Source organism: Erysipelatoclostridium sp. MSK.23.31 (assembly GCF_019125875.1).
In the GTDB taxonomy this organism is placed as follows: domain Bacteria; phylum Bacillota_I; class Bacilli_A; order Erysipelotrichales; family Coprobacillaceae; genus Thomasclavelia; species Thomasclavelia ramosa.
The window spans coordinates 1-20,747 of record NZ_JAHOCB010000050.1 but is presented as its reverse complement, the minus strand read 5'-3'; the positions used below and the strand labels follow the sequence as shown (position 1 = coordinate 20,747).

At 30.9% G+C, this 20,747-nt stretch carries 24 protein-coding genes; 3 read left to right on the top strand and 21 right to left on the bottom strand.

The genetic code is table 11. The features are described from left to right. Positions 1–91: 91 nt before the first annotated feature. Genes KSU54_RS16240 through KSU54_RS16225 form a run of 4 tightly spaced genes read right to left on the bottom strand, consistent with a single transcriptional unit; the run spans position 92 to position 3,565 of the window. Entirely contained in the window at positions 92–583 is a 492-nt protein-coding gene (locus tag KSU54_RS16240) for a PTS sugar transporter subunit IIA (RefSeq protein WP_008791261.1), read from the bottom strand. Positions 584–592: 9 nt separating this feature from the next. Beyond that, positions 593–1,528, bottom strand: a complete 936-nt coding sequence (locus tag KSU54_RS16235; protein WP_003536001.1) for a DUF7916 family protein — start codon at positions 1,526–1,528, stop codon at positions 593–595. Between the two features lies 1 nt (position 1,529). Beyond that, complete coding sequence (locus KSU54_RS16230) at positions 1,530–2,180, bottom strand: ribulose-phosphate 3-epimerase (RefSeq protein ID WP_003536000.1); 651 nt, start codon at positions 2,178–2,180, stop codon at positions 1,530–1,532. A 23-nt stretch (positions 2,181–2,203) separates the two neighbouring features. Further along, on the bottom strand, positions 2,204–3,565 hold the full coding sequence (locus KSU54_RS16225) for a PTS transporter subunit EIIC (RefSeq protein ID WP_003535999.1): 1,362 nt from the start codon (positions 3,563–3,565) through the stop codon (positions 2,204–2,206). A 288-nt stretch (positions 3,566–3,853) separates the two neighbouring features. On the opposite strand from KSU54_RS16225, the gene KSU54_RS16220 reads away from it, so the two are divergent. After that, positions 3,854–4,870 carry a LacI family DNA-binding transcriptional regulator gene (locus KSU54_RS16220; protein ID WP_008791259.1) on the top strand — a complete coding sequence of 339 codons (1,017 nt, stop codon included), beginning with the start codon at positions 3,854–3,856 and terminating at the stop codon, positions 4,868–4,870. A gap of 102 nt (positions 4,871–4,972) precedes the next feature. On the opposite strand, the gene KSU54_RS16215 is transcribed toward KSU54_RS16220, so the two are convergent. From KSU54_RS16215 to KSU54_RS16205, 3 genes are all read right to left on the bottom strand, one after another. Then, positions 4,973–5,764 carry a MurR/RpiR family transcriptional regulator gene (locus KSU54_RS16215; RefSeq protein WP_003535997.1) on the bottom strand — a complete coding sequence of 264 codons (792 nt, stop codon included), beginning with the start codon at positions 5,762–5,764 and terminating at the stop codon, positions 4,973–4,975. A 131-nt stretch (positions 5,765–5,895) separates the two neighbouring features. Continuing rightward, positions 5,896–7,242, bottom strand: a complete 1,347-nt coding sequence (locus tag KSU54_RS16210; protein WP_003535996.1) for a 6-phospho-alpha-glucosidase — start codon at positions 7,240–7,242, stop codon at positions 5,896–5,898. A 150-nt stretch (positions 7,243–7,392) separates the two neighbouring features. Continuing rightward, the gene (locus KSU54_RS16205) at positions 7,393–8,265 is read right to left on the bottom strand and encodes a DUF4352 domain-containing protein (RefSeq protein WP_226814555.1); all 873 of its coding nucleotides are present in this window, start codon (positions 8,263–8,265) and stop codon (positions 7,393–7,395) included. A gap of 579 nt (positions 8,266–8,844) precedes the next feature. Here KSU54_RS16205 and KSU54_RS16200 point away from each other — a divergent pair. Beyond that, the gene (locus KSU54_RS16200; protein WP_117792094.1) at positions 8,845–10,593 is read left to right on the top strand and encodes a diguanylate cyclase domain-containing protein; all 1,749 of its coding nucleotides are present in this window, start codon (positions 8,845–8,847) and stop codon (positions 10,591–10,593) included. Positions 10,594–10,733: 140 nt separating this feature from the next. On the opposite strand, the gene abc-f is transcribed toward KSU54_RS16200, so the two are convergent. From abc-f to KSU54_RS19210, 11 genes are all read right to left on the bottom strand, one after another. Next, a complete protein-coding gene (abc-f, locus tag KSU54_RS16195; RefSeq protein ID WP_117792092.1) occupies positions 10,734–12,209 on the bottom strand; it encodes a ribosomal protection-like ABC-F family protein in 1,476 nt (491 codons plus the stop codon). A 217-nt stretch (positions 12,210–12,426) separates the two neighbouring features. Continuing rightward, a complete protein-coding gene (locus tag KSU54_RS16190) occupies positions 12,427–12,777 on the bottom strand; it encodes a hypothetical protein (RefSeq protein WP_003535988.1) in 351 nt (116 codons plus the stop codon). A 51-nt stretch (positions 12,778–12,828) separates the two neighbouring features. Then, positions 12,829–13,839: an ROK family protein gene (locus KSU54_RS16185; protein ID WP_003535986.1), complete on the bottom strand. Its 1,011-nt coding sequence runs from the start codon at positions 13,837–13,839 to the stop codon at positions 12,829–12,831. Positions 13,840–13,842: 3 nt separating this feature from the next. Next, positions 13,843–14,460, bottom strand: a complete 618-nt coding sequence (locus KSU54_RS16180) for a PTS sugar transporter subunit IIB (RefSeq protein WP_003535984.1) — start codon at positions 14,458–14,460, stop codon at positions 13,843–13,845. Between the two features lie 374 nt (positions 14,461–14,834). Then, positions 14,835–15,044, bottom strand: a complete 210-nt coding sequence (locus KSU54_RS16175; RefSeq protein ID WP_003535982.1) for a hypothetical protein — start codon at positions 15,042–15,044, stop codon at positions 14,835–14,837. Position 15,045: 1 nt separating this feature from the next. Beyond that, a complete protein-coding gene (locus KSU54_RS16170; RefSeq protein WP_003535980.1) occupies positions 15,046–15,591 on the bottom strand; it encodes a cyclase family protein in 546 nt (181 codons plus the stop codon). Positions 15,592–15,627: 36 nt separating this feature from the next. Next, positions 15,628–16,014 (bottom strand): cupin domain-containing protein, encoded by a 387-nt coding sequence (locus tag KSU54_RS16165; protein WP_003535978.1) that lies wholly within the window; start codon positions 16,012–16,014, stop codon positions 15,628–15,630. Then, positions 16,005–16,457: a GNAT family N-acetyltransferase gene (locus KSU54_RS16160; RefSeq protein WP_008791253.1), complete on the bottom strand. Its 453-nt coding sequence runs from the start codon at positions 16,455–16,457 to the stop codon at positions 16,005–16,007. The genes KSU54_RS16165 and KSU54_RS16160 overlap by 10 nt, the downstream gene beginning before the upstream one ends. Positions 16,458–16,559: 102 nt before the next feature. Then, on the bottom strand, positions 16,560–16,973 hold the full coding sequence (locus KSU54_RS16155) for a DUF3021 domain-containing protein (RefSeq protein ID WP_226814554.1): 414 nt from the start codon (positions 16,971–16,973) through the stop codon (positions 16,560–16,562). A 3-nt stretch (positions 16,974–16,976) separates the two neighbouring features. Next, complete coding sequence (locus tag KSU54_RS16150; protein ID WP_217746684.1) at positions 16,977–17,420, bottom strand: LytTR family DNA-binding domain-containing protein; 444 nt, start codon at positions 17,418–17,420, stop codon at positions 16,977–16,979. A gap of 303 nt (positions 17,421–17,723) precedes the next feature. After that, positions 17,724–17,846, bottom strand: a complete 123-nt coding sequence (locus tag KSU54_RS19210) for a hypothetical protein (protein ID WP_008791252.1) — start codon at positions 17,844–17,846, stop codon at positions 17,724–17,726. Between the two features lie 200 nt (positions 17,847–18,046). Between KSU54_RS19210 and KSU54_RS16145 the strand changes: the two genes are divergently transcribed. Beyond that, complete coding sequence (locus KSU54_RS16145; RefSeq protein WP_003535968.1) at positions 18,047–18,667, top strand: LexA family protein; 621 nt, start codon at positions 18,047–18,049, stop codon at positions 18,665–18,667. A gap of 36 nt (positions 18,668–18,703) precedes the next feature. On the opposite strand, the gene KSU54_RS16140 is transcribed toward KSU54_RS16145, so the two are convergent. The 3 genes from KSU54_RS16140 to bcp all read right to left on the bottom strand — a co-directional run bounded on the left by KSU54_RS16140 (position 18,704) and on the right by bcp (position 20,475). Next, entirely contained in the window at positions 18,704–19,495 is a 792-nt protein-coding gene (locus KSU54_RS16140) for a Cof-type HAD-IIB family hydrolase (RefSeq protein ID WP_003535965.1), read from the bottom strand. Between the two features lie 127 nt (positions 19,496–19,622). Further along, complete coding sequence (locus KSU54_RS16135) at positions 19,623–20,021, bottom strand: rhodanese-like domain-containing protein (RefSeq protein WP_003535963.1); 399 nt, start codon at positions 20,019–20,021, stop codon at positions 19,623–19,625. Then, positions 20,014–20,475 carry a thioredoxin-dependent thiol peroxidase gene (gene bcp / locus KSU54_RS16130; protein ID WP_003535961.1) on the bottom strand — a complete coding sequence of 154 codons (462 nt, stop codon included), beginning with the start codon at positions 20,473–20,475 and terminating at the stop codon, positions 20,014–20,016. The genes KSU54_RS16135 and bcp overlap by 8 nt, the downstream gene beginning before the upstream one ends. Between the last annotated feature and the right edge of the window lie 272 nt (positions 20,476–20,747).

Below are 20,747 nucleotides of genomic sequence, written 5' to 3'. Positions count from 1 at the left end.
CTTCATAGCCATATTTTGCTTCAATATACTCTCTGATCACATTTTTATATTCAACTGCAACATGATCATTTCCAATTCCAATTTTCATTTTCTACTCCTCTATCTCAATAATAATATCATTATTACTTTTATTTCCTAAATTACATTTGATTTGTGCATATTGAGCAGTATTTGTCACTACCATCAAGACTGTTGGATCGTAACCAGCTTCTCTAATTGCATCAAAATCAACCTTTAGTAAAATATCGCCACGTACAACCGTATCACCTTGTTTCTTCATTGAGATAAAATGTTTACCGTTTAATTCAACAGTATCAATTCCAACATGAATCAATAATTCTACACCTTTATCCGTCTTAATTCCAACCGCATGTTTTGTAGGAAAAAAACTTACAATTTGACCACCGATTGGGGCAGTTATTTGTTTCTCTGATGCTATGATGCCTACTCCTTTTCCCAATGCTTCACTATTAAATACTTGATCATTTGTATCTTTGATATCAATTACTTTTCCAGCTACTGGTGCACTAATACGATATGGTTCAACTTCTACTTTTTTCTTCCATTTATTAAATAATCCCATTATTTTCACCTATTTATTAACACTTGCCATTCTAAAATATGTATAAGGTCGCCCTTTAATTGAAATACTCAATTGGTGAATATTCTCTGGTGAAGTACATCCCGAAAAGCCACCATCACCAATAGCATGAATATCAGCACCAGTTTCTTTCATCTTTAACGCAATCAAGCGTACCGTATCTGGGTCAGCCCCTTCAACTGAACTATTCAAAAAGCTCATTGCCAGAGTGCCTGGTTTATAACTATGAATGTATTCAACTAGTTCCCGAATCATCGTGACACTGATGCCTGCTCTACTTCCTGGGGCTGGTAAATCAATACAATCAGCTCCCGCATCAATCAATTCTTTAATTATCTCTTTAGCATCTCGATTAGCCAGAGGATCTCCGAGCACCTTTTCGTTTATACCATCTTCCCATTTTCCAGCAAAGACGAATAATTGATCACCATACTTTTCCTTGATCCATTTAGTACAAGCAATTACGTCATTAATTGAAGTTCCACTACCAGGATTACCACCCAAAACAATAAAATCAACTCCCATGTCAACACATTTTTGAACATGTTCAGGTGTACAAAGCATTCCTTCACGGCGATATAAAGCTTTTTTACCACCGTCTTCAAATCCCGCTTTGGGACAACCTAAATAAATCCCAAGTGGCCTTTTACAACGTTGCCTTAAGGTTTGGTAAGATAATCCTTGAAGTCCTTTATTATTTTCCATATTATCTAAATCCATTGTATTAAGCATAACCATATCAGCACCAAAAGCAAACATCACCTCAGAATTAGTTATTCCTCTAACTAATCCTTCACCAGCAAATAATAAATGCTGTCCCATGATTACCCGCCCTTCTGATTTAAAAATTGATTCTTTCAATTCCATCGGTGTCATTTTTTCAAAATCACTGCCTGAAGCACTAATTAGTCTAATTACATCGCTCATTTTATAGTCCTCTCAATTCTTTAATTATTTCTTGATAACTCTTCTCTTTACCAAATAAAGCACTCGTTCCTAAGATAAAACCTTCTACCCCAATACTTGACAGCATAGCAATCCGCTCCGGCGAACATGCCCCATCAATCATCACTTTATAGCCAAATTCTTCTTTTTTGGCACAAAATTGTTTAAATTTATCATCAACAAAATTTAAATACTTTTGACCAGCAAAACCTGGATTAACACTCATTACCATCACATAATCGACAAGCGATAATGTTTCTTTTACACTTTCATAAGATGTCCCAGGATTTACTACGATTCCAGCTTGCGCTCCAGCATCTTTGATCATTTGCAAAGTTCTAGTTATATGCACATCACTTTCAGGATGGACATATATAATCTTTACCCCTAATTGTGCAAATTTTTTTACATATGCCCCAGGATTTACTACCATCAGATGAACATCACAAGGTTTATTTGCTGTTTTGCAAATATATTCAATATCTTGCAGTCCCATTCCAAAATTTGGAACAAAACTCCCATCCATTACATCAAGGTGAAAAATATCAATTCCACTTTCCTCTAATTTTCTTATTTCATTTTCAAGATTACCAAAATTAGCACACATCATTGATGGACATAATAGTTTTTTCATATTTTTTCTCCCCTAAATGTTTCTTAATCATTACTGCGATCGTATCCAAATAGATAAGTCAAAACAGCTGAAGCGACAAATGCAAATACCATTGCAATACAAAATCCTACAAATCCTTCACCAAAAAATAATGGGAATGATAAAACTCCAACTGGTCCCCCCGCTAAAGCTGCAGCATTAACAAATCCAGCAATCCCACCAGAAACTGCTGCACATCCAACTGCAATATAGAAAGGCTTTTTATATTTCAAATTGACCCCGTAAATAGCCGGTTCTGTAATTGAGAAGAATCCAGTTACTGCTGCTGACATTGCATTTTGTCGAATTTGTGAATTTTTTGATTTTAAAGCAACACCTAAAGCTGCACCTGCTTGTGCCCAGTTACTTGGACCAGTCACGGCATTGATAGTATTTCTTCCATACATTGCTAAATTTATTTGTCCAAGTGGAACAATTCCCCAATGTAAACCAAAAACTACTAATACCTGCCATAATCCACCTAAAAGAATTCCACAAATAGTTGGATTTAAATTATAGATCCATGTATAGCCTTCACCGATAAATGATTGTAAATAACTTGTTACTGGACCAATGATCATAAACATTAATGGCACTGTAATCAATAAAGTAATTAATGGCGTTAAAACATTTCGAGCTACTGCATGAATATATTTAGTACACAATTTTTCTAATTTTGACATGAAATATATTGTTACAATAATTGGAACAACAGAAGAACCATAACCTTGAGCTGGGAATAATACATCAAACCCAAACATTTTCATCCCTGTTTCACCTTGAACCAATCCTTGAATCGTTGGACTCACTAAAGCCAAACTAATTGCTACTGCAATATATGGATTACATTTAAATTTTTTAGCTGACGTATAAGCTAAATAAATTGGTAAAAACGAATATACTGCATTATATACTTCATTTAAAACAATGTATAAACCACTTTCAGCAGACATTCCTAAAATGCTAGTAGCAAACATCAATAAAGCCCTAATCATCCCGGCTCCAATCAATGCCGGTAAAATTGGAGTAAAAATTCCTGTAACTAATTCAATTACTTGATCAATAAATTTTCCTTTTACCTTTAAATCATCTTTTTCCACTACATCAATTTCTTTTCCTGAAATCCCTGTCAATGCTTCGATTGCATCAAAAGCTTGGGCAACCTCATTACCGATTATAACCTGGAATTGTCCCCCGCTCTCTACTACATTAATAACTCCCTCAATTTTAACAACTTTGTCTTTTGAAGCTTTTCCTTGATCTTTTAATTTAAATCTTAACCGTGTTGCACAATGAGTTAAAGAAGCAATATTTGCTTTACCACCGATATGCTCAATAATTTGAGCTGCCATCTTATTAAAATCCATAAACCCTTTCCTTAGCCAGAATGATCTCTATTCTACTATTTTCCTCTCTTATAGTTTAGATGCAATTTTCTTGCATTTATTTGCGTAAACGTTTAACCTAACTGGTAAAAAAATAACGGCGCCATCACTTTACGTAAACGTTTACCTAGATTAAAAATACCATACAAATAGGTAAATGTCAACATTTTTACGTAAACGTTTACGTAAAAATTAATAAAACCTGCTAATATTTACATTCATAGCCTATTCATGTATAATTTATATAATCTTAACAAGCAAGGAGATAACATGGATAATCATAAAAAAAAACTATCAATTAAAGATATTGCTGCAATTTCTGGAGTTAGCATTGCAACTGTTTCCAGAGTATTAAATAATAAAGGCGGATATTCAAAAGAAACAGAAGAAAAAATTAATGCTTTAGCTAAATCATATGGCTATGTTTCTAATATGAATGCCAAAAGTCTTAGAGAATCGAAATCACAGACGATTGGTTTAATCGTTCCAGACATCAGCAATGATTTTTTTGCGACTCTAGCATTACATATTGAAAATTATTCAGCAAAACATAACTACTCTGTTTTTATTTGTAATAGTGCAAATAATGTTCAAAAAGAAAAAGATTATTTTAAAAGTTTAGCAAGCAAGTGTGTCGACGGCATTATTTGTATCAGTGGTTTAAATAAATTAACAGAAGACATCATTTATAATGACATTCCCATTGTATGTATAGATCGCTATCCTGAAAATAATAAAACTATTCCTCGAATTTCTAGTGATGATATTCATGCAGCTTTTTTAGCCACTGAACATTTGATCAAAAAAGGCTGTAGAGATATTGTTTTTATTTCTAGTTTCACCGCTGATTATGAGAAAAAAGAGCGTTATTTAGGATATAAAAAAGCTTTAGATACTTACGGTATTCCACTTGATAAAAATTATATCTTACAAACTCAAGGAAAAGAACCAAGCCAAATTGAAGCTGAAATATTAATAACAGACTTTTTAAAAACACAGCGCAGGATTGATGGTATTTTTGCTTCTAGTGATTTAGCTGCCTTAGGAGCCTTGTATGCACTAAAACGAGCAAATCTTAAAGTTCCCGAACAAGTCAAATTAATCGGATTTGATAATACTTTATATTCACGGTTACCTACCCCCTCAATTTCAACAATTGAAAGGAATCCAAAGATGCTTGCTGAAAAGGGCTGTGAAGTTCTATTGAATATGATTCAAGGAAAAGACATTGGTTCGATCGATACAATTGTTCCTGTTGTCTTAGTAGAACGAGAGTCAAGTAAATAAAAACCTCCGCATCAATGATCAATCTTTTCAAAGGGGCAATGAAATAATTAAGTTTCATCAGCTCTAAATACAAGATTGTACCACTAAGCGCAGGTTTTTTAGTTATTCAGCATAATTTTGATTTCCTTGTTGAAATAACTTTTTTTGTTGATAGTTATGGTAATTTGCAAACAATAATTCCGTTAATGCAAAAAACATTGTTGGTGAAGTATATGCTGTTTCGAAAACAATAGGAAAATCACCAAAAAAGATATAAATTGGTTCATCAGCCAGCAAAGATAAACTGTTAGCATTTATCCTAGTAATCGAGATTGTTTTGCTTCCTACTGTCTTGGCCACCTTAGCAATTCTAATTACCGATTCACTTTCTCCCGTCAAAGAAATAATAATCAATAAATCATCCGCAGTGATTGCTCGTGCTAACATATTAATTTCACTATCACCATTAACTAATGTCATAATAATTCCTAATTTCAAAAATTGGCGCGACAATTCTTTTGCCACTGATCTTTGAATCGTCCCACTAGAAACTACAAAAATACGTTTAGCATGATCAATCATACGACAACAGGTATTGTAATCACGATTTTGTAATTCTCTAATCATTTTAGCGTGATTTTCAAATAATGCATAAATATTTACTGTCTTGCCTAATCCTACATCGGCAAGGGTCTGTTCATTGCGCAAGTAATATTTTAGCTCTGCAAATCCCTCTAACCCAATTTTTTTAGAAAAACGTAATATCGTTGTCCTTGAAACATTACATTTTTTTCCTAAATCTTCAATTGTGATTTTTGTGCATACTTCACGATGATTATTAATATAATTCCATATATATAAATCACTTTCATTCAAATCATCAAAATGAAGATTTACTAATTCGTTTAATTGCATCTTTTCATCCGTCCTTTATTATTTAAGTATAACAAAAAAATTTTTTGCAATAAATGATAAAATAGCGAAGTTAAAAACTTCGCTATTACTACAACAAAATTCAAATAAAGAGATATAGTAAGGGAGTGTTATTATTTGAATTCAGGCCAAAATGCTTTATTAGCTTCAATTAGGTCATCTAGAATCACTTTAGCTAAATCCGTATCAACTACTGTACGATTTAATACTAACGCCTGTAATAATTTCAATTTATTACATTCTAAGAATCCATCAACTGTTAATTTTTCATATGCATATTGATTTTCTAATAATCCTTTATAGAAAGTATCTACTGGATCCATAGCTAGTGGTTCAACACCATTTGCCCCAACCCGACAAGCTACTTCTACCATCATCTCACTATCTAAATTTGGAATACATCCTCTATTTTTAGTAATAATTAAGAAAATATCGTTTGTATTATTAGCTATTGATGTTGCTAAATCAACAATGTAAGTAGCATGAACACCGCGATTAGGATCTAATTCATATTTAGTTCCCTTTAAAGCGCCTAGTTTAATTACTTCTTTCATCATATTATAAGTATCTTTTTCTTTACCATCCATTACTTCATTTGCACGAGTGTAATTAGGATCTGATTCTTCAACAACATGACGAGGATATAAATAATATTTTAAATATGTATTTGGTAAATACTCAGGAAAATCCTTGACCATTGTTGACATAAAATTATAAGTATCTACCCATGATTTTTCGCGAACATGTTCATCTTCTGAACCTTTTTTAAAAATTTCTCCAGCCATTAGTTGCTCCCGAACAGAAGGCATTAAATCTGCTCCCGTCTTCTTATCATATAAATGAGTAAACCATCCAAAATGGTTTAGTCCAAAATATCGTGGTTCAAAATCTTTACGTTGACATCCTAATAATTTTGCATAAGCATCCATAATTGCAATTGGCATATCACAAATGTTTAAGATACGATAATCATCAGGGAAAATTCGTTTTGTTGCTTCCGCTACAATTGCTGCTGGATTTGAATAATTTAAAATCCATGCTTCTGGAGAATGTTTACGAATTTGTTTAACTAACTCAATAATTGCAGGGACACTGCGTAATCCATAGGCAAAACCACCTGCCCCACATGTTTCCTGACCAACACATCCATGTACTAATGGGATTTTTTCATCCTTTTCACGCATTGGCAAACGTCCCGCTCTAATTTGCATTAAAGCAAAATCTACATCTTTAAAAGCAACATCAGGATCAGTAGTGTAAATAAATTCTTCCAATTCAGGATAATATTCCCTCATTAAAATTTCACCATATTGTCCCATGATTTCTTGCCGTTCAGCTTCATTATCATATAGAACTACTCGCTTTAAAGGAAATACATCTTTTTTACTTGCAAGCATGGCCATTAAATCTGGATTTCGGTGACTACCACCACCAACAATTACTACATTATATTTTTTCATCTCAAATACCTTCTTTCTATGACTTTACTTTAGCACTTGCTTTAAGGTCTCACAATACTTTCAAAGCTAATCGTGCAAAGACCATATACTTAGGTATTCTTCACAAAAAAGCGTGACTTTTCACAAAAAAAGATCTAGCAATACTAGATCTTAAAGATTAACAATAAATACTTTTCCATTATATGTGATTCTAACTGATTTCTCCCCATTTGCAACAGCATCACTAACTTCAAAAACAAAATGAATCATCCCACTTTGACCCGGAGTCAATACAGTAGTGCTGGCACTAGCTAAATTACTACGATCATCTTTTTCATAAAATGAATTTGCTGGATATTCATTACTATCTTTATCAACCAATTTAGCTACAGCAATATTAGATGCTGTGATGTCACTTTCTGAAATATTTTTTATCGAAGTAGTCAAAACAACAAAACTATTTCCATCATTTTGAACTTGATAATAAGTATATAAACCAACCGGATTAGCAGGCTCCAGCTTTTTTGTAATATTTACTGCTTGTAAAGCAATTTCACCGCGACCATCTAATACAATCGTATCATTTAAATTCTTACTTTCATAATTTTTAGCAATATCCGTTAATTTAAAACTCATATTCGCTTCTTTAGGATTTTCTTCATCAACAGTAGTAAGCTTAAATTCTATATTATTTTTTAACAAACTTGGTTTAACTTCGGCATAAAAATGCACTTTATTAGTCCCCTCAGCAGCTAAACTTCCACCTTGACTAATTGTTTTTCCATCTTCACTTACCATTGCTGTTGAAGCGACATAATCAGTTTTATCAATAACAAATGTTCCCTTCAACGTACTAGATAGCTTCATTTCCTTTTTTTGTAGATTAGTCATATACATAGTCACATCAATTAATACATTTGTTGACTTAGATGGTTTATAGTATGTATAAAAACTTCCAATTACATCAGGGGTAATTTGCTGTGGTCTACTAATCGTTTCAATTTTATATGAAACTAAATCATCAAACTTATTTTCTTTTCCCATTTAAATTTTTGCCGGCTCATTCTCTTTACTCCCACCACTACACGCAGTAAGACCTAAAACCATCAAAAATACTAATAAAATTTTACTCAATCTTTTCATTATATCGACTTCCTCCCTTTAATACCTTAATTGTACTTTATTGAATTGACTTATTCAACCGCATCATTCCATCAACAAAAAAAGCATTGATATATTCAATACTTTTTTCACCCCTTAAATTTAATTATACTATAAATTATATAAAAATAAATAAAAACAACAACATTTGAAAGATGCTTGAAAAATCATCTTTTTAGGTATATATTTGAAGTAGATAAAAGGAAGAGTTCTAAAAAAACATAATAATAAAAAATTAGAACAGGAGCCTTTTAAAGAAACGTTAAAACAACATGATAATATAAGGCAAAGTAATAGAAGATGCGTAGATGAAAAGTGAAATTAAAAAGTTGTTGAAAACGTTTCGAAAATCAAAAGAATTGTGGCTGAGTAAACCACAATTCTTTTTTTATTTGAAATCTTCTTATTAACATTACTAATAATAAGTGTTACTATTAAACTAAACGTAAGGGGGTGCAAACAATGATCAAAGACGACTTTTTAACTCTAACTGCTCAAAAATTTATCAATACATATTTCACTAGCAGAAATTTTGATCAAGTCAAGAATATGTTTGCTCCAGAAGGCTCATGGCTAGGGGCTAGTAATAATACTATGGCAAACAACCTTAAACAATTTGATCAATACTTTAAAGAGGGGTGTAACGAGGGTTATGTTCCTGAAATTACCTTTCAAGATTGTTATGTTATCTACAACGACGATAATATTGGAATCGTTTATTGTAATTATCATTTACATATCGAAAGCAAAGGAGCCCTTTTTGATATGGATCAACGGGTAACGATTGTTTTAAAACAATTTAATACTACACTTAAAATTATTCATGTTCATGCCTCGACCCCCAATGATGCAATTAGTCAAGAAGAATTCTATACCAATGAAATTGCTAAACTCGGATATAAAGAGTTACAACAAGCTTTAAAGAAAAAAAATGAACAAATTGAAATGATTATCAGAACAACCGCCGGGGGAATGAAAGGTAGTCTTGATGATGAATTTTATACTTACTTTTATGTTAATGAAGAGCTCTGTAAAATGCTTGGTTATACTTATGATGAATTCATGGAAATGAGTCATGGTACTGCTGTTGGCGCAGTCTATCCACCTGATTTACCTGCTGCTTTAGCAGATTGTAAACGATGTTTTGCCATCGGACCAGAATACAAAACAGAATATCGGATTCGAAAAAAAGACGGAAGTTTATTATGGGTAATGGATAGCGGACGTAAAGTTACAGATGAAAACGGTCAAGTAGTAATAAATAGTATCATTACTGATATCTCTGAACTTAAAGAAATGGTCAATCGTTTAAAAATTGATCAAGAACGCTATGAAATTGTATCTCAGTTATCTGATGATATTATTTTTGAATATGATGTTGAAAATAATTCACTAGTATACCAACAGCTACAAGCTGATACTCCAGTCAAAAATATATTGACTAATTTTTTGACAGTTGATTTAAAAAATACTCATTTATATCATGGTGATATCGAACGCTTTAAAAAGGATTTGAAGATAATTTTATCAAATCAAGTTTCTAATGAATTATATAAATTGGAATATCGTTTTGCAATCGCACCACAAAGTTATACTTGGTACCGTCTAACTTTTCGACGGATATTTGATAATGATAATAAATTAACTAAAGTTGTCGGCAAAGTTGTTGATATTTCCTCAGAATTACGATTAAAACACCAGTCAATAACAGATCCCCTAACCGGAACATATAACCGTTTATATATTACTAGCGCGATTCAAGAATATTGTCATATCTTAAAAAATAATCTTTCCTATGCTTGTATCTTAATTGACATTGATTATTTTAAAAAAATCAATGATACTTATGGTCATATCATCGGTGATCGTTTTCTAATTGAAATTGTAAAAATAATTAAGTGTTTCTTTCGAGCAAGTGATTTAATTGGAAGAATTGGTGGTGATGAATTTTTAATCTTTATCAAAGATATATATGATAAAGAGATCGTCCGCGAAAAGGCAGATGCTTTAATTAAAAAAATTCATGAATATGTCACTGCCAATAACTATCCTAAAGAAATTAGTATTTCTATGGGAATTCATATCGATAATCGACCAGAGATATCTTTTACTGAATTATATAATAAAGTTGATATTGCTCTATATAATGCTAAACACAATGGACGAGATCGTTATGTCTATTACCATGAAGGTATGACTTATCCTAAATAATTGTTAAAGACCATATAAAATGAAGCGCCCCTAAAAGCTCGACATAGCCAACTAAAAGGGGTTGCTTCAAGATTTACATAGTCTTTAATTATCATTATTACTTTTGTTTTCTTCTCATATTCTAACTCACTTGACCTTCTTTATAAGTTAAGCGTTTTAGTTTTAATTTGATCACAAAAATATTTATCATGTTCAACAAATAATACTGTCGGTTTAAATATTAGCAATAATTCCTGAACCTGCATTCGCGTAAAAATATCTAAATAATTTAATGGTTCATCTAAAATAAATAAATGAGCTTCTTGGCATAACACTCCCGCTAACATTACTTTTTTCTTTTGACCTTTACTATAAGTACTAATCTCCTGAGTAAATAGTTCGCGAGAAAAATCTAATTTTCTTAAAATAGCTTTAAACAAACTTAAATCAATATCAAGACTATTTGCATAATCATCCAGCTTTCCTTTTAAATGACTATCATCTTGACTTAGATACGCTATTTTTAGATTATTTCCAATATTTACCTTTCCTTGATAATTATTACTTTCTTTCATAATAATTTTAATTATACTTGTCTTCCCTGAACCATTTTTTCCAACAAGATTAAGTCGATCTCCCTGATTAATATCAAAACTTAAATTTTCAACAATAATATGTTTATCATAACTAATCGTAACATGATTAAAATAACATAGTTGCTGTTTTGAGTATTCAAGTGGAAAGATCTTTAATTTTTCGATTGTTTCAATATTTTTTAATAAATCACTTTTTTCTTCGATTGCTTTACTTTGACGTCGTTCAATATTTTTAGAGCGTTGCATCATTTTAGCTGCTTTATGACCAACATAACCTTTATCTGGTTTTAAACCAGCAACCTTTACACTTTTAGTAGCTTCCACTTTATTTGACCAATCTTCATTTTGACGAGCTGCCTTTTTCAAACGCCCAATATCTTTTTTTAACTGCTCATTCTTTTCTATTTCCCTCTTATCATTATTCATTTTCAAATCATACCAAAGGGAAAAATTCCCTTTTATCACTTCGATACTATTACGATTTATAGCTAAGACATGATCTATACAACGATCTAAAAAATCACGATCATGGCTTACCAATATAAAACTTTTCTTTCGTTTCAAATATTTACTTAGTAAAAGTCGACCGTGATAATCCAAATGATTTGTTGGTTCATCAATTAAAATAAAATCATGAGGCTTGCAAAAAAGAATGGCCAATAATACTTTAGTTTGTTGTCCTTTTGATAAGGTAGCGAAATTTTGTTCTAAAACCTCATTTTCCACATCAAGTAATGATAATTCTCTTTGTACTTCCCATAATTCAAATTCACCAAGAATATTCTCAACAATTTTTAAAGTCCTAATATTTTCATTTTCAATATGATACGGAAAATAGTCAAAGATATAATTAGGGGTAATATAGCCCCGATATTCATATTTAGACATCAATAATTCTAACAACGTAGTCTTCCCTTTACCATTTCGACCAATCAATCCAAGTTTCCAATTTGTATCAATTTGAAAACTAACATTATCAAATACCTTTTCAATCTGATTATCATATTTAAACGATAAATTCTTTACGTCTAATAAACCCATTTCCATTCCTCCTAACAATATAAAAAGCTACAAGAAAATATACACTCGTAGCTTAAATAGAATCTTAGAATCGGATTTAGTTAAAAGGATATATTTTCTCGCGCACAAAAACAGTAACTCAAAGTATACTGTTATTAAATTTTAGCAAGAAAATTTATACATCCTTCCACCTCGTTTCTATATAATCATATCAAATTTATTTGATAATACAAGGCTTTTATTGATACTTACTATCAATCATATCAATAAAACATTCTAAAGCACCAATCTCATCATTAAAATAATATAAACTTAAGATATCTTGTTTTGAATAATGATTTTTAATGAATCGATAAAAAACATCCCGCTTGTATGGAGGTAATAAATTTATATCCAAATGCTGCTCATCAACAAATTTTTCTACTTGTTCCATCATTAAATCATATTCATCAATCAAACAATCCTGCCCATAATTTCGTGCCATGTATTCAGCATAACCTAAAAATAGTTGTTTAAACCTTTCACCATCAATATTTTTAATATATTCCTTTAAACACATGACCAATAATTGTATATCTTTTTCTGACATCTTATCACCAATTAAATTATTAACAAGAAAAGCATCTTTTATTATAGATGCTTAAATAATCGATTGTTTTTTTATGACAAGATTTGTTTTTAAAGAATCTTTACAAATCAGTTGTAAACCAATTAAAATATACTCACTTAAATTAGTTACTTTTTTTATCTTAGGAAGATATTTAGCCGGAACCATCTGTTTCAATGTTTCATCTAAATCACTAGCACGCTCAAGATTAGTACAACTAATAGCTACGATTTCGGGATTTACGATCGCGGTTAAACAAATTACAATCTTACTCAACAATTCAATCGTTCCGTGGGGAGACTGAAGCAATTTCAATTGATCATCTTGACTCAAGGGTAAATATTGTATCTCACCAGCACAATTAGTTTTACCTGTTACAAGTTGACCGTTAATTACTGTTCCAACACCACCATACCCTTCACCTGGTTGAAATAACAGACAGACATTTTCATAATTTTTTTCTGCTAGATAAAAACCAATTACTGCTGTATTTACATCATTACCCAATATGATCACTTGACTATATTTATTGGTTAGTAATGAATATAAATCAATATCATTAAAATTTGTTAATCCAGTTGAAGTAACTCGCCCATCATTAATAATCCCTGGCATACTTATTCCAATAACTTTTATATTATCAAACTTAGCTAAAACGATGTTAATAATATCATAAATATCATTAACTTTAACTTCCTTTTTGATTACTTCATCACTAAAAACTATTTCATCTGCCAGATTATAAACCCGATAAATCAAGTGTACCCGCCGGTATTCTTTATTAACCGAAATCGTTAGCATCCGAGAATAATCGCTATTCAAAGAATAAACAACACTCTTTCTTCCTCCCGTCGATTCTAACTCACCATCTTTTAATACTTCATTACTTGCCAGCAATTCCTTTAAAATATTTGTAATTGTAGCTAAACTTAGCCCAGTCGCTAAAGCTAATTGATTTTTAGTACAAGTTTCTTGCTCCATAAAAATATCCATGACTTTATCCCGATTTATTTGTCGTAGATTTTTAGTATTACTGATATTCATAGGTTATTTTTCCTCCTTGTTTTGATACCAATCATAAATGATTTTTAATGCTCCTGAATAATCATTTGTTGCAAAAATGCGTGTTGGTATCGTTACTACCTCTTTATCTGGCAAACGTCGCTTAGCTTGTGGCAGCATATAAGCAACTTGCGGTGCAATTAAAATAATATCATAATCATTAGCAATCTCAAATAAGCGTGAATATCCTGTTGCAAAAATCTCATATGATAGATTTTCCAATTTTGCCAGCTCTTGCATTTTACTTGCAAATAAAGTTGTTGTCAGACCACCGCTACAGCATAATAAAACTCTTATTTGCGGCCGATTAGTTGCTTCTAATGCACAATTAATCATTTCTTTAAACAACTCCACTGCATGATTAAAATGTGTTAATTGAAAATGAAGATAAAAGATTTTTTCCTTTGTTTGACGATCATTTAACTCTTCCTCAAAAATTCCCTTGCCATAATAAATTATTTTCCCAATTACTATTTCATTACTGATGATGATCGTATTATTATCATTGTCATCAACTTTGATATTTAAACTATAATGATTGTTTTGCATTAATATCCATTTTAAATAAATCGATGCATTGATTCCCTGCAAGAACTCATCCATTATGAGCACCTCCCCTAACTTATGACAAGTATTGTCATAAGTATTATAATATATTTTGTATCCGTTTACAATCAATCTATTAAGTTAATAAAACAGGCACTAATTTTGTTAATAAAACTAGCGCCTCTGAACAATACTGCTATTTGCTTAATTCTTCAATTTGATCGTTTAAATAATTATTACAGTTAAAAATTCTTTAACCACTATCATTTTTTGCTCATCTTGTCATTTTAAAAAAGTTATATCACGTTCAATATACTTTTGATGTCGTGCCTGCTGCTCTAAAAATAAATGTTCTCTGTCAACTGTAAGTTTAAAATATATCTCTTTTTTATTATTATCATTTTGATATGTTGTTATTAAATTATTAGAAACTAATTTTTTGATAATTTTACTAATTCCCCACGAGTCATTTTTAGGTGTTCTGCTATTTTTGTAATGTTAGGCCCATCAAGAATTCCAATTGCATCAAGACAATGAATTACTGAATAACCATAACCTTGCAAACTGCTGCTTTGGGTTAGCTTTGATAATATATCTTGTTTTTCGTATAGTTCAGTAAATAAATCGAGAATCACTTGCATTTTAATCTACCTTGGCAACTACCCGACATGGCAAGCCTGTCATTTCACTAAATTTCATCGGATAAGTATTTATAGTAAACTCATTTTGCATTAATAAACTTTCTAGATTATCTAAATTTTCAACAACAAATGCATTATGATCAGCACAATATTGATCCATCGGCGTATGTTCTTTACCGCGACGAATCCCAGCACAATCAATTCCAATAATACTAACTTTCTTATCTAACAATTTTTCAATCAGATTATTTGATAATTGAGGGTGGGCTTGAAAATATTCTTTAGTACCATATCCTGCCTTTTCTAAAAATCCTGTATAAAAAATCACAAAATCACCAGATCTAATTTTTTCCAAATCAATCACTTCAATTTCATCAATACCTCGGACATCAAAAATAACTCCATTTCTTTCTAAATAAGATAATGGAAACTCTTTGTTCATCACATCAAAATGAGTGCCTAAATGCCCAAAATTAGCTTTACTTTCATTTCCTTTAGCATCCTGAGTTAGTTTTGGAGTAACTTCTAAAGTTAAATCAATAAACATATTCTTCCTCCTTATATTGTTTCTTTGGAAACAATTCTACAGCATATTTACAACCTTTTTGTCATTCTTGATTAGATCACGTTTATTCTTACCATCAAGTACTAATCTAAAAACAACAAACTTACATTCTTTCGTACTACGATTAATCAATGTATGAATACTATCTTTAACTAATATTAAATCATTTGGCTGAACTCTTTGCCGCATTCTCTTATCATTATCTAAATAGTGGATTTCTATCTCTCCTTCAATAATTAAGATTACTTCCTCGATAGCTTGATGAAAATGCCATACTTGTTCAGTTTGCGGTGGTAAACTGTTTAAGTGAACTTCATACTCGTCAAACAAATAATAGGCAACATGAGTTCCATCTTTTTTATTTACGATGATTGCATCATCAGGCTTTTTAATTATTAGTCCCATTGTTTTATCATATACCTTTCTTTGGTTTTAAATCCTAGTTTTTGATATAGTGCGATTGCATCTTTTGAAGAATTCAAGCAAATCATTCCACATTTACCTTGTCCTTTTGTTAATAAGTCACTAACAATTCTACTAGCAATACCTTGATGACGATATTTTTCATCTACCCATATATTTGTTAACTGCCCCATAATTCCTGAAGGATTTTCATTTGATGGCATTAAGGAATATAAGTATAATGTTCCTGAAGCAGCCAATAATTCATTATCAAATCCTAATAATGTAAAACAGGTACCATTGATAATACCTGTTTTGTAGAAATCACGAATCTTGTTAATTGTCTGTGGTAAGATTTCCTGATTAGAAAACAGTCTTAAATCACGTATCCTTAACTCCACTAAAAAATCTAAATCATTTATATCAGCATAACGAAAATTTAACATTATTATCACTCACTTTCACTATTATTCATTATATCATGAAAGCTTTACTTCTGATATTCCTTTAACAATAATCTTAATTATCATTTTCTTTTTCTATTTCTTTTATCTTAGCATTATATTTTTAGCTTCATTTCGATTATAAAAATAAAAACCCGTCCAAATACTTGTAAAGATAATAATTGCCATTAATATAAAAGTGATAACATAGCCGATATTGCTAATTGGCATCCATCCCAATTTATATGCTATTAATAAATATCCACCCAGCCCAATCGTAAAATGAAAAGCTATTTGTTTTCTTAAACTTAAACTTTCAATTTTATAAACATATGAAGTCGAACCACAACAAACTCCAACTACCATTGCTCCTACTGCATGCATGACAAAATTTTCCATCAAAGGTTCTAAAAACGTGTTGCCAATCACTGTATAACCAATTAGATTTATTACTACCAAAAACGTACATCCCCAAGCAATCCCACCAAAAAAATAACTCACTAAATCTTTAAAGCGCATTCTCTACTCCCCCAATCTTTCTTTAAACAGTTTTCGATAACTACGGGTTATGATTTCTTCAAGACCATTCTTCATAACTATTTCCATCGTTCCATTAAAAGATGCTTCAACATGATTAATACGCTTAATATTGATGATTGCAAATTTTGATATACGTACAAAATCTTTTCCTAATTGTTCTTGTACTTCATAGAGCGGTTTATTTAAAACATAGCGTTCTTTTTTCAAATCATATAATGCTAATTCTCGCCCTTCAGTACGAATCAGCTCAATTTTTACTGGATCGATTATATAGATCTTACCATTGTTTTGAGCCGTAAAAATCATTTCTTCACACTCTTTTTCCAAAATTGTAATCGCAGCTTGAAGCGATGGTGTCAGCTTAGCTACATTTATCACTGCCCAAGGCTCTTGACAATTAGGATCAATCTTTAATTCAACTTTCATGCTTTTCACACCTTTCTTTAATACATCTATTATATCATAATCATTTATTAGCTTCGTGCATTTTACCTTTCTATTTGGTAACTTGAAAGTTAATAACTACACGATAAACATTAATTCTCTGCATATCTATACCATAAAAAAACAGCACCATAAAGTGCTGTTCTCTATTCTTGAGCATTGGAGTTATCAAGATATTGGTCATCATATTCCATAATATGATTTTCATAATCAATTTCATCTTGATCTTTAATTTCTTTATCTCTGCGTTTCACTTAGCAGCTCACCTCATTACTAGTATGCGCATTAAAGCATAATTAAATCCAACAAATAAGAACTTAAGGTTGCAATCGTAGAACCCATAATTATTATCCCCGTAATAACCGTTAAAATTCCTTTACCACTAAAATTCATTTCTTTGTTTTCCATAATCTTTCCCTCCATCATTAGTATCTATTTATTCATCTTTTTATATCAATATTTTTTAAGTGTCTTTATAAGACACTTTTAATATACATCCATTCCATTATTTTGTCAACAAAAAGTATCTTTTTTCGACACTTTTGTTAATTAATGATTGCACAACTAGTTATTTAATAGTAAAATTAAGACACAAGGAGTGAATACAAATGACCGGTGAACGAATAAAAAAATTACGTAAAGAAAAAGGCTTAACTCAAGAGCAATTAGGTAACTTACTTGGGGTTAAAAAATCAGCCATCGCAAAATATGAAAACAATCGAGTTGAGAATTTAAAAAAGGACACGATTCAAAAACTATCTGAAATTTTTGATGTTCCTGCTTCATACTTTTTAGGAATTGACGAGAGCAATCAACCTATTATTACTGATTCAATTACTATTCCTTTATACAGTGATATTAGTTGTGGAACTGGTCTTTTTGTTGATGACAATGTTGATGAATATATATCCTTACCTGAAACATTACTTTCACCCAGTAAAGAATATTTTTGTCAATATGCCGATGGTGACAGCATGATCAATGAAAATATCAATCAAGGTGATTTAATTGTATTTGAAAAAAGTAATCAAATTAGAAATGGTGAGGTTGGCTGCTTTACAATCGATGATAATGTTGCTACATGTAAAAAATTCTACCGTGATGATAATAATCACTGCATTATATTACAACCAGCTAATCCTGAATATACACCCATTGTAATAAATCAAGAAAGTCAAGCCGGCTTTAGAGTAATAGGTAAACTAACTTTAGTTATTAATAAAAGGTAGTTTACCTTTTTTCGTGTAAAAAAAAGCCTAGCAATACTAGGCAAGATCCAATACTTCTTTAATTTTAATTAAGACTCCCTGTTCATCATTGGATCTAGTTGTACCATAAGCAATCTCCTTAATTGGCAGAACTGCATTATCCATGGCATAACCATATTTCACTTGCTGTAATAACTCATAATCATTCATTTGATCCCCAAAAGCCATACATTCATCAGGTTCTATTTCATAGATTGCTTGTAAAAAACGCATTCCAACACCTTTGTTAATATCACGATTATGAATATCCATCCACATATTTCCTGCTGTTACAACCTTAACTGCGACTGGTAAATGCGGCTCCAATGCTTGCAAATATTTTTCTATCTGTTCTTCTGGATCATTAATAGAAATCTTCATGATTTCATCATCGATATGATCGAATGAATCAACAAATTGATAATTACAATAATGTAATCTCACCAATGATTCAAAATGCTTATCACGGCTTAAGACATAAGCCCCTTTCCGACCACACATGATCATAAATAAATTATCATATGGGGCTAATGCTGTTTTGATCAATTCAACATTATCGTGTGTAATTGTATTACAATACAATTCTGTCGCTCCCTCTGCGATGTAACAACCATTTTCAGCAATAAAATACATTTGTTCACTTAATGGTAAAAATTTTTGATATAATCGATAATACTGATTACCACTAGCAATTACAAATTTGATTCCCTTTTCCTTTAGTTTATAAAATATATCAATAAATTCCGGATCAAAACGTTTATCTGAATCCAAAAATGTTCCATCCATATCTGTTGCAATTAATTTTATCATCATAGCCTCCTTATCAGGATGTAGTATAGCATAATCTCTATTTAGATAAAAGAAAAAGGTGCCAAAATATAGTGATCATTTCTAGTTGCTCACTCAACTTTTAAAGTTCACTACAAATAGCACCCTCTTATTTAACTACTTCACCATCCCAATCAATGATTCCACCAAAATCAATAACATTTTCATAACCAAGTTTAATCAATTTGTTTGCAGCCTGACGACTTCTACTTCCACTGCGACAATATACTAATATTTCTTGTGATTTATCTGGTAACTCTGCAATTTCTTTATTAGAAATTAATTCATTGGGAATACAGATAGCATTTTTTATATGCCCGGTCTTATATTCATCTACTGTTCTTACATCAATAATGATAATATTACTTTCTTCATCCATAATCTTTTGAGCTTCACTCGCCGAAATCCTTTGATAAGCAGTTTCTTGGCGATGATTACGATACACTAATAAAACAATAATAATGATAACTAAAATACCAATAATTAATTGCATCTGTCTTTTATTCACTCTCAATCTCTCTTAACATTCGCTCAGCATCATCTGCTGCTTTAACCTTTGTAAATGCCTTTTCTATAATACCTTCTTCATTAATTAAATATGTAGTTCGCACTACACCCATAACCATTCGACCATACATATTTTTTTCTTTCCAAACATCATAAGCTTGTAAAACATCTAATTCTGGATTAGCTAATAAAATAAATGGAAGCTGATATTTTTCTTCAAATTTTTTATGTGATACAACCGTATCTTTACTAATCCCAATAATTATTGTGTCTTTTTCTTTGAATCGAGGATAGTTTTGAGCATATCCACAAGCTTGTTTAGTGCAGCCTGGCGTATTATCTTTACTATAAAAATATAAAATTATTTTCTTTCCAACAAAATTACTCAATGAAACACTGTCACCATTTTGATCTAATAAGGTAAAATCTGGAGCAATACTTCCCACTTCTAACATCTTTTATTTCTCTCCTTTATTTTTCTCTAATAAATAGCATACCTATTTTTGATACCAAATGCAAATATTATGACTTATAAATATTATACGATTATATCAACATTTTATACTATTTATCATCAGTTATCTGAGCATTCTTTCACCACTGATTTTTAAACTTCTTAAACCACTCATTTTTCTTTAATAAAAAGAAAAAGTGGAATCCTCCACCATTTCTTTTATAAATCACAAATTCCTTTATTTTCTCCATAAACACTATACCAGTCTTGATT

Coding starts and splice junctions, on each gene's coding strand:
- KSU54_RS16240 (WP_008791261.1), bottom strand. CDS start 583: ATGGGATTATTTAATAAATGGAAGAAAAAAGTAGAAGTTGAACCATAT.
- KSU54_RS16235 (WP_003536001.1), bottom strand. CDS start 1,528: ATGAGCGATGTAATTAGACTAATTAGTGCTTCAGGCAGTGATTTTGAA.
- KSU54_RS16230 (WP_003536000.1), bottom strand. CDS start 2,180: ATGAAAAAACTATTATGTCCATCAATGATGTGTGCTAATTTTGGTAAT.
- KSU54_RS16225 (WP_003535999.1), bottom strand. CDS start 3,565: ATGGATTTTAATAAGATGGCAGCTCAAATTATTGAGCATATCGGTGGT.
- KSU54_RS16220 (WP_008791259.1), top strand. CDS start 3,854: ATGGATAATCATAAAAAAAAACTATCAATTAAAGATATTGCTGCAATT.
- KSU54_RS16215 (WP_003535997.1), bottom strand. CDS start 5,764: ATGCAATTAAACGAATTAGTAAATCTTCATTTTGATGATTTGAATGAA.
- KSU54_RS16210 (WP_003535996.1), bottom strand. CDS start 7,242: ATGAAAAAATATAATGTAGTAATTGTTGGTGGTGGTAGTCACCGAAAT.
- KSU54_RS16205 (WP_226814555.1), bottom strand. CDS start 8,265: ATGGGAAAAGAAAATAAGTTTGATGATTTAGTTTCATATAAAATTGAA.
- KSU54_RS16200 (WP_117792094.1), top strand. CDS start 8,845: ATGATCAAAGACGACTTTTTAACTCTAACTGCTCAAAAATTTATCAAT.
- abc-f (WP_117792092.1), bottom strand. CDS start 12,209: ATGGGTTTATTAGACGTAAAGAATTTATCGTTTAAATATGATAATCAG.
- KSU54_RS16190 (WP_003535988.1), bottom strand. CDS start 12,777: ATGTCAGAAAAAGATATACAATTATTGGTCATGTGTTTAAAGGAATAT.
- KSU54_RS16185 (WP_003535986.1), bottom strand. CDS start 13,839: ATGAATATCAGTAATACTAAAAATCTACGACAAATAAATCGGGATAAA.
- KSU54_RS16180 (WP_003535984.1), bottom strand. CDS start 14,460: ATGGATGAGTTCTTGCAGGGAATCAATGCATCGATTTATTTAAAATGG.
- KSU54_RS16175 (WP_003535982.1), bottom strand. CDS start 15,044: ATGCAAGTGATTCTCGATTTATTTACTGAACTATACGAAAAACAAGAT.
- KSU54_RS16170 (WP_003535980.1), bottom strand. CDS start 15,591: ATGTTTATTGATTTAACTTTAGAAGTTACTCCAAAACTAACTCAGGAT.
- KSU54_RS16165 (WP_003535978.1), bottom strand. CDS start 16,014: ATGGGACTAATAATTAAAAAGCCTGATGATGCAATCATCGTAAATAAA.
- KSU54_RS16160 (WP_008791253.1), bottom strand. CDS start 16,457: ATGTTAAATTTTCGTTATGCTGATATAAATGATTTAGATTTTTTAGTG.
- KSU54_RS16155 (WP_226814554.1), bottom strand. CDS start 16,973: ATGCGCTTTAAAGATTTAGTGAGTTATTTTTTTGGTGGGATTGCTTGG.
- KSU54_RS16150 (WP_217746684.1), bottom strand. CDS start 17,420: ATGAAAGTTGAATTAAAGATTGATCCTAATTGTCAAGAGCCTTGGGCA.
- KSU54_RS19210 (WP_008791252.1), bottom strand. CDS start 17,846: ATGGAAAACAAAGAAATGAATTTTAGTGGTAAAGGAATTTTAACGGTT.
- KSU54_RS16145 (WP_003535968.1), top strand. CDS start 18,047: ATGACCGGTGAACGAATAAAAAAATTACGTAAAGAAAAAGGCTTAACT.
- KSU54_RS16140 (WP_003535965.1), bottom strand. CDS start 19,495: ATGATAAAATTAATTGCAACAGATATGGATGGAACATTTTTGGATTCA.
- bcp (WP_003535961.1), bottom strand. CDS start 20,475: ATGTTAGAAGTGGGAAGTATTGCTCCAGATTTTACCTTATTAGATCAA.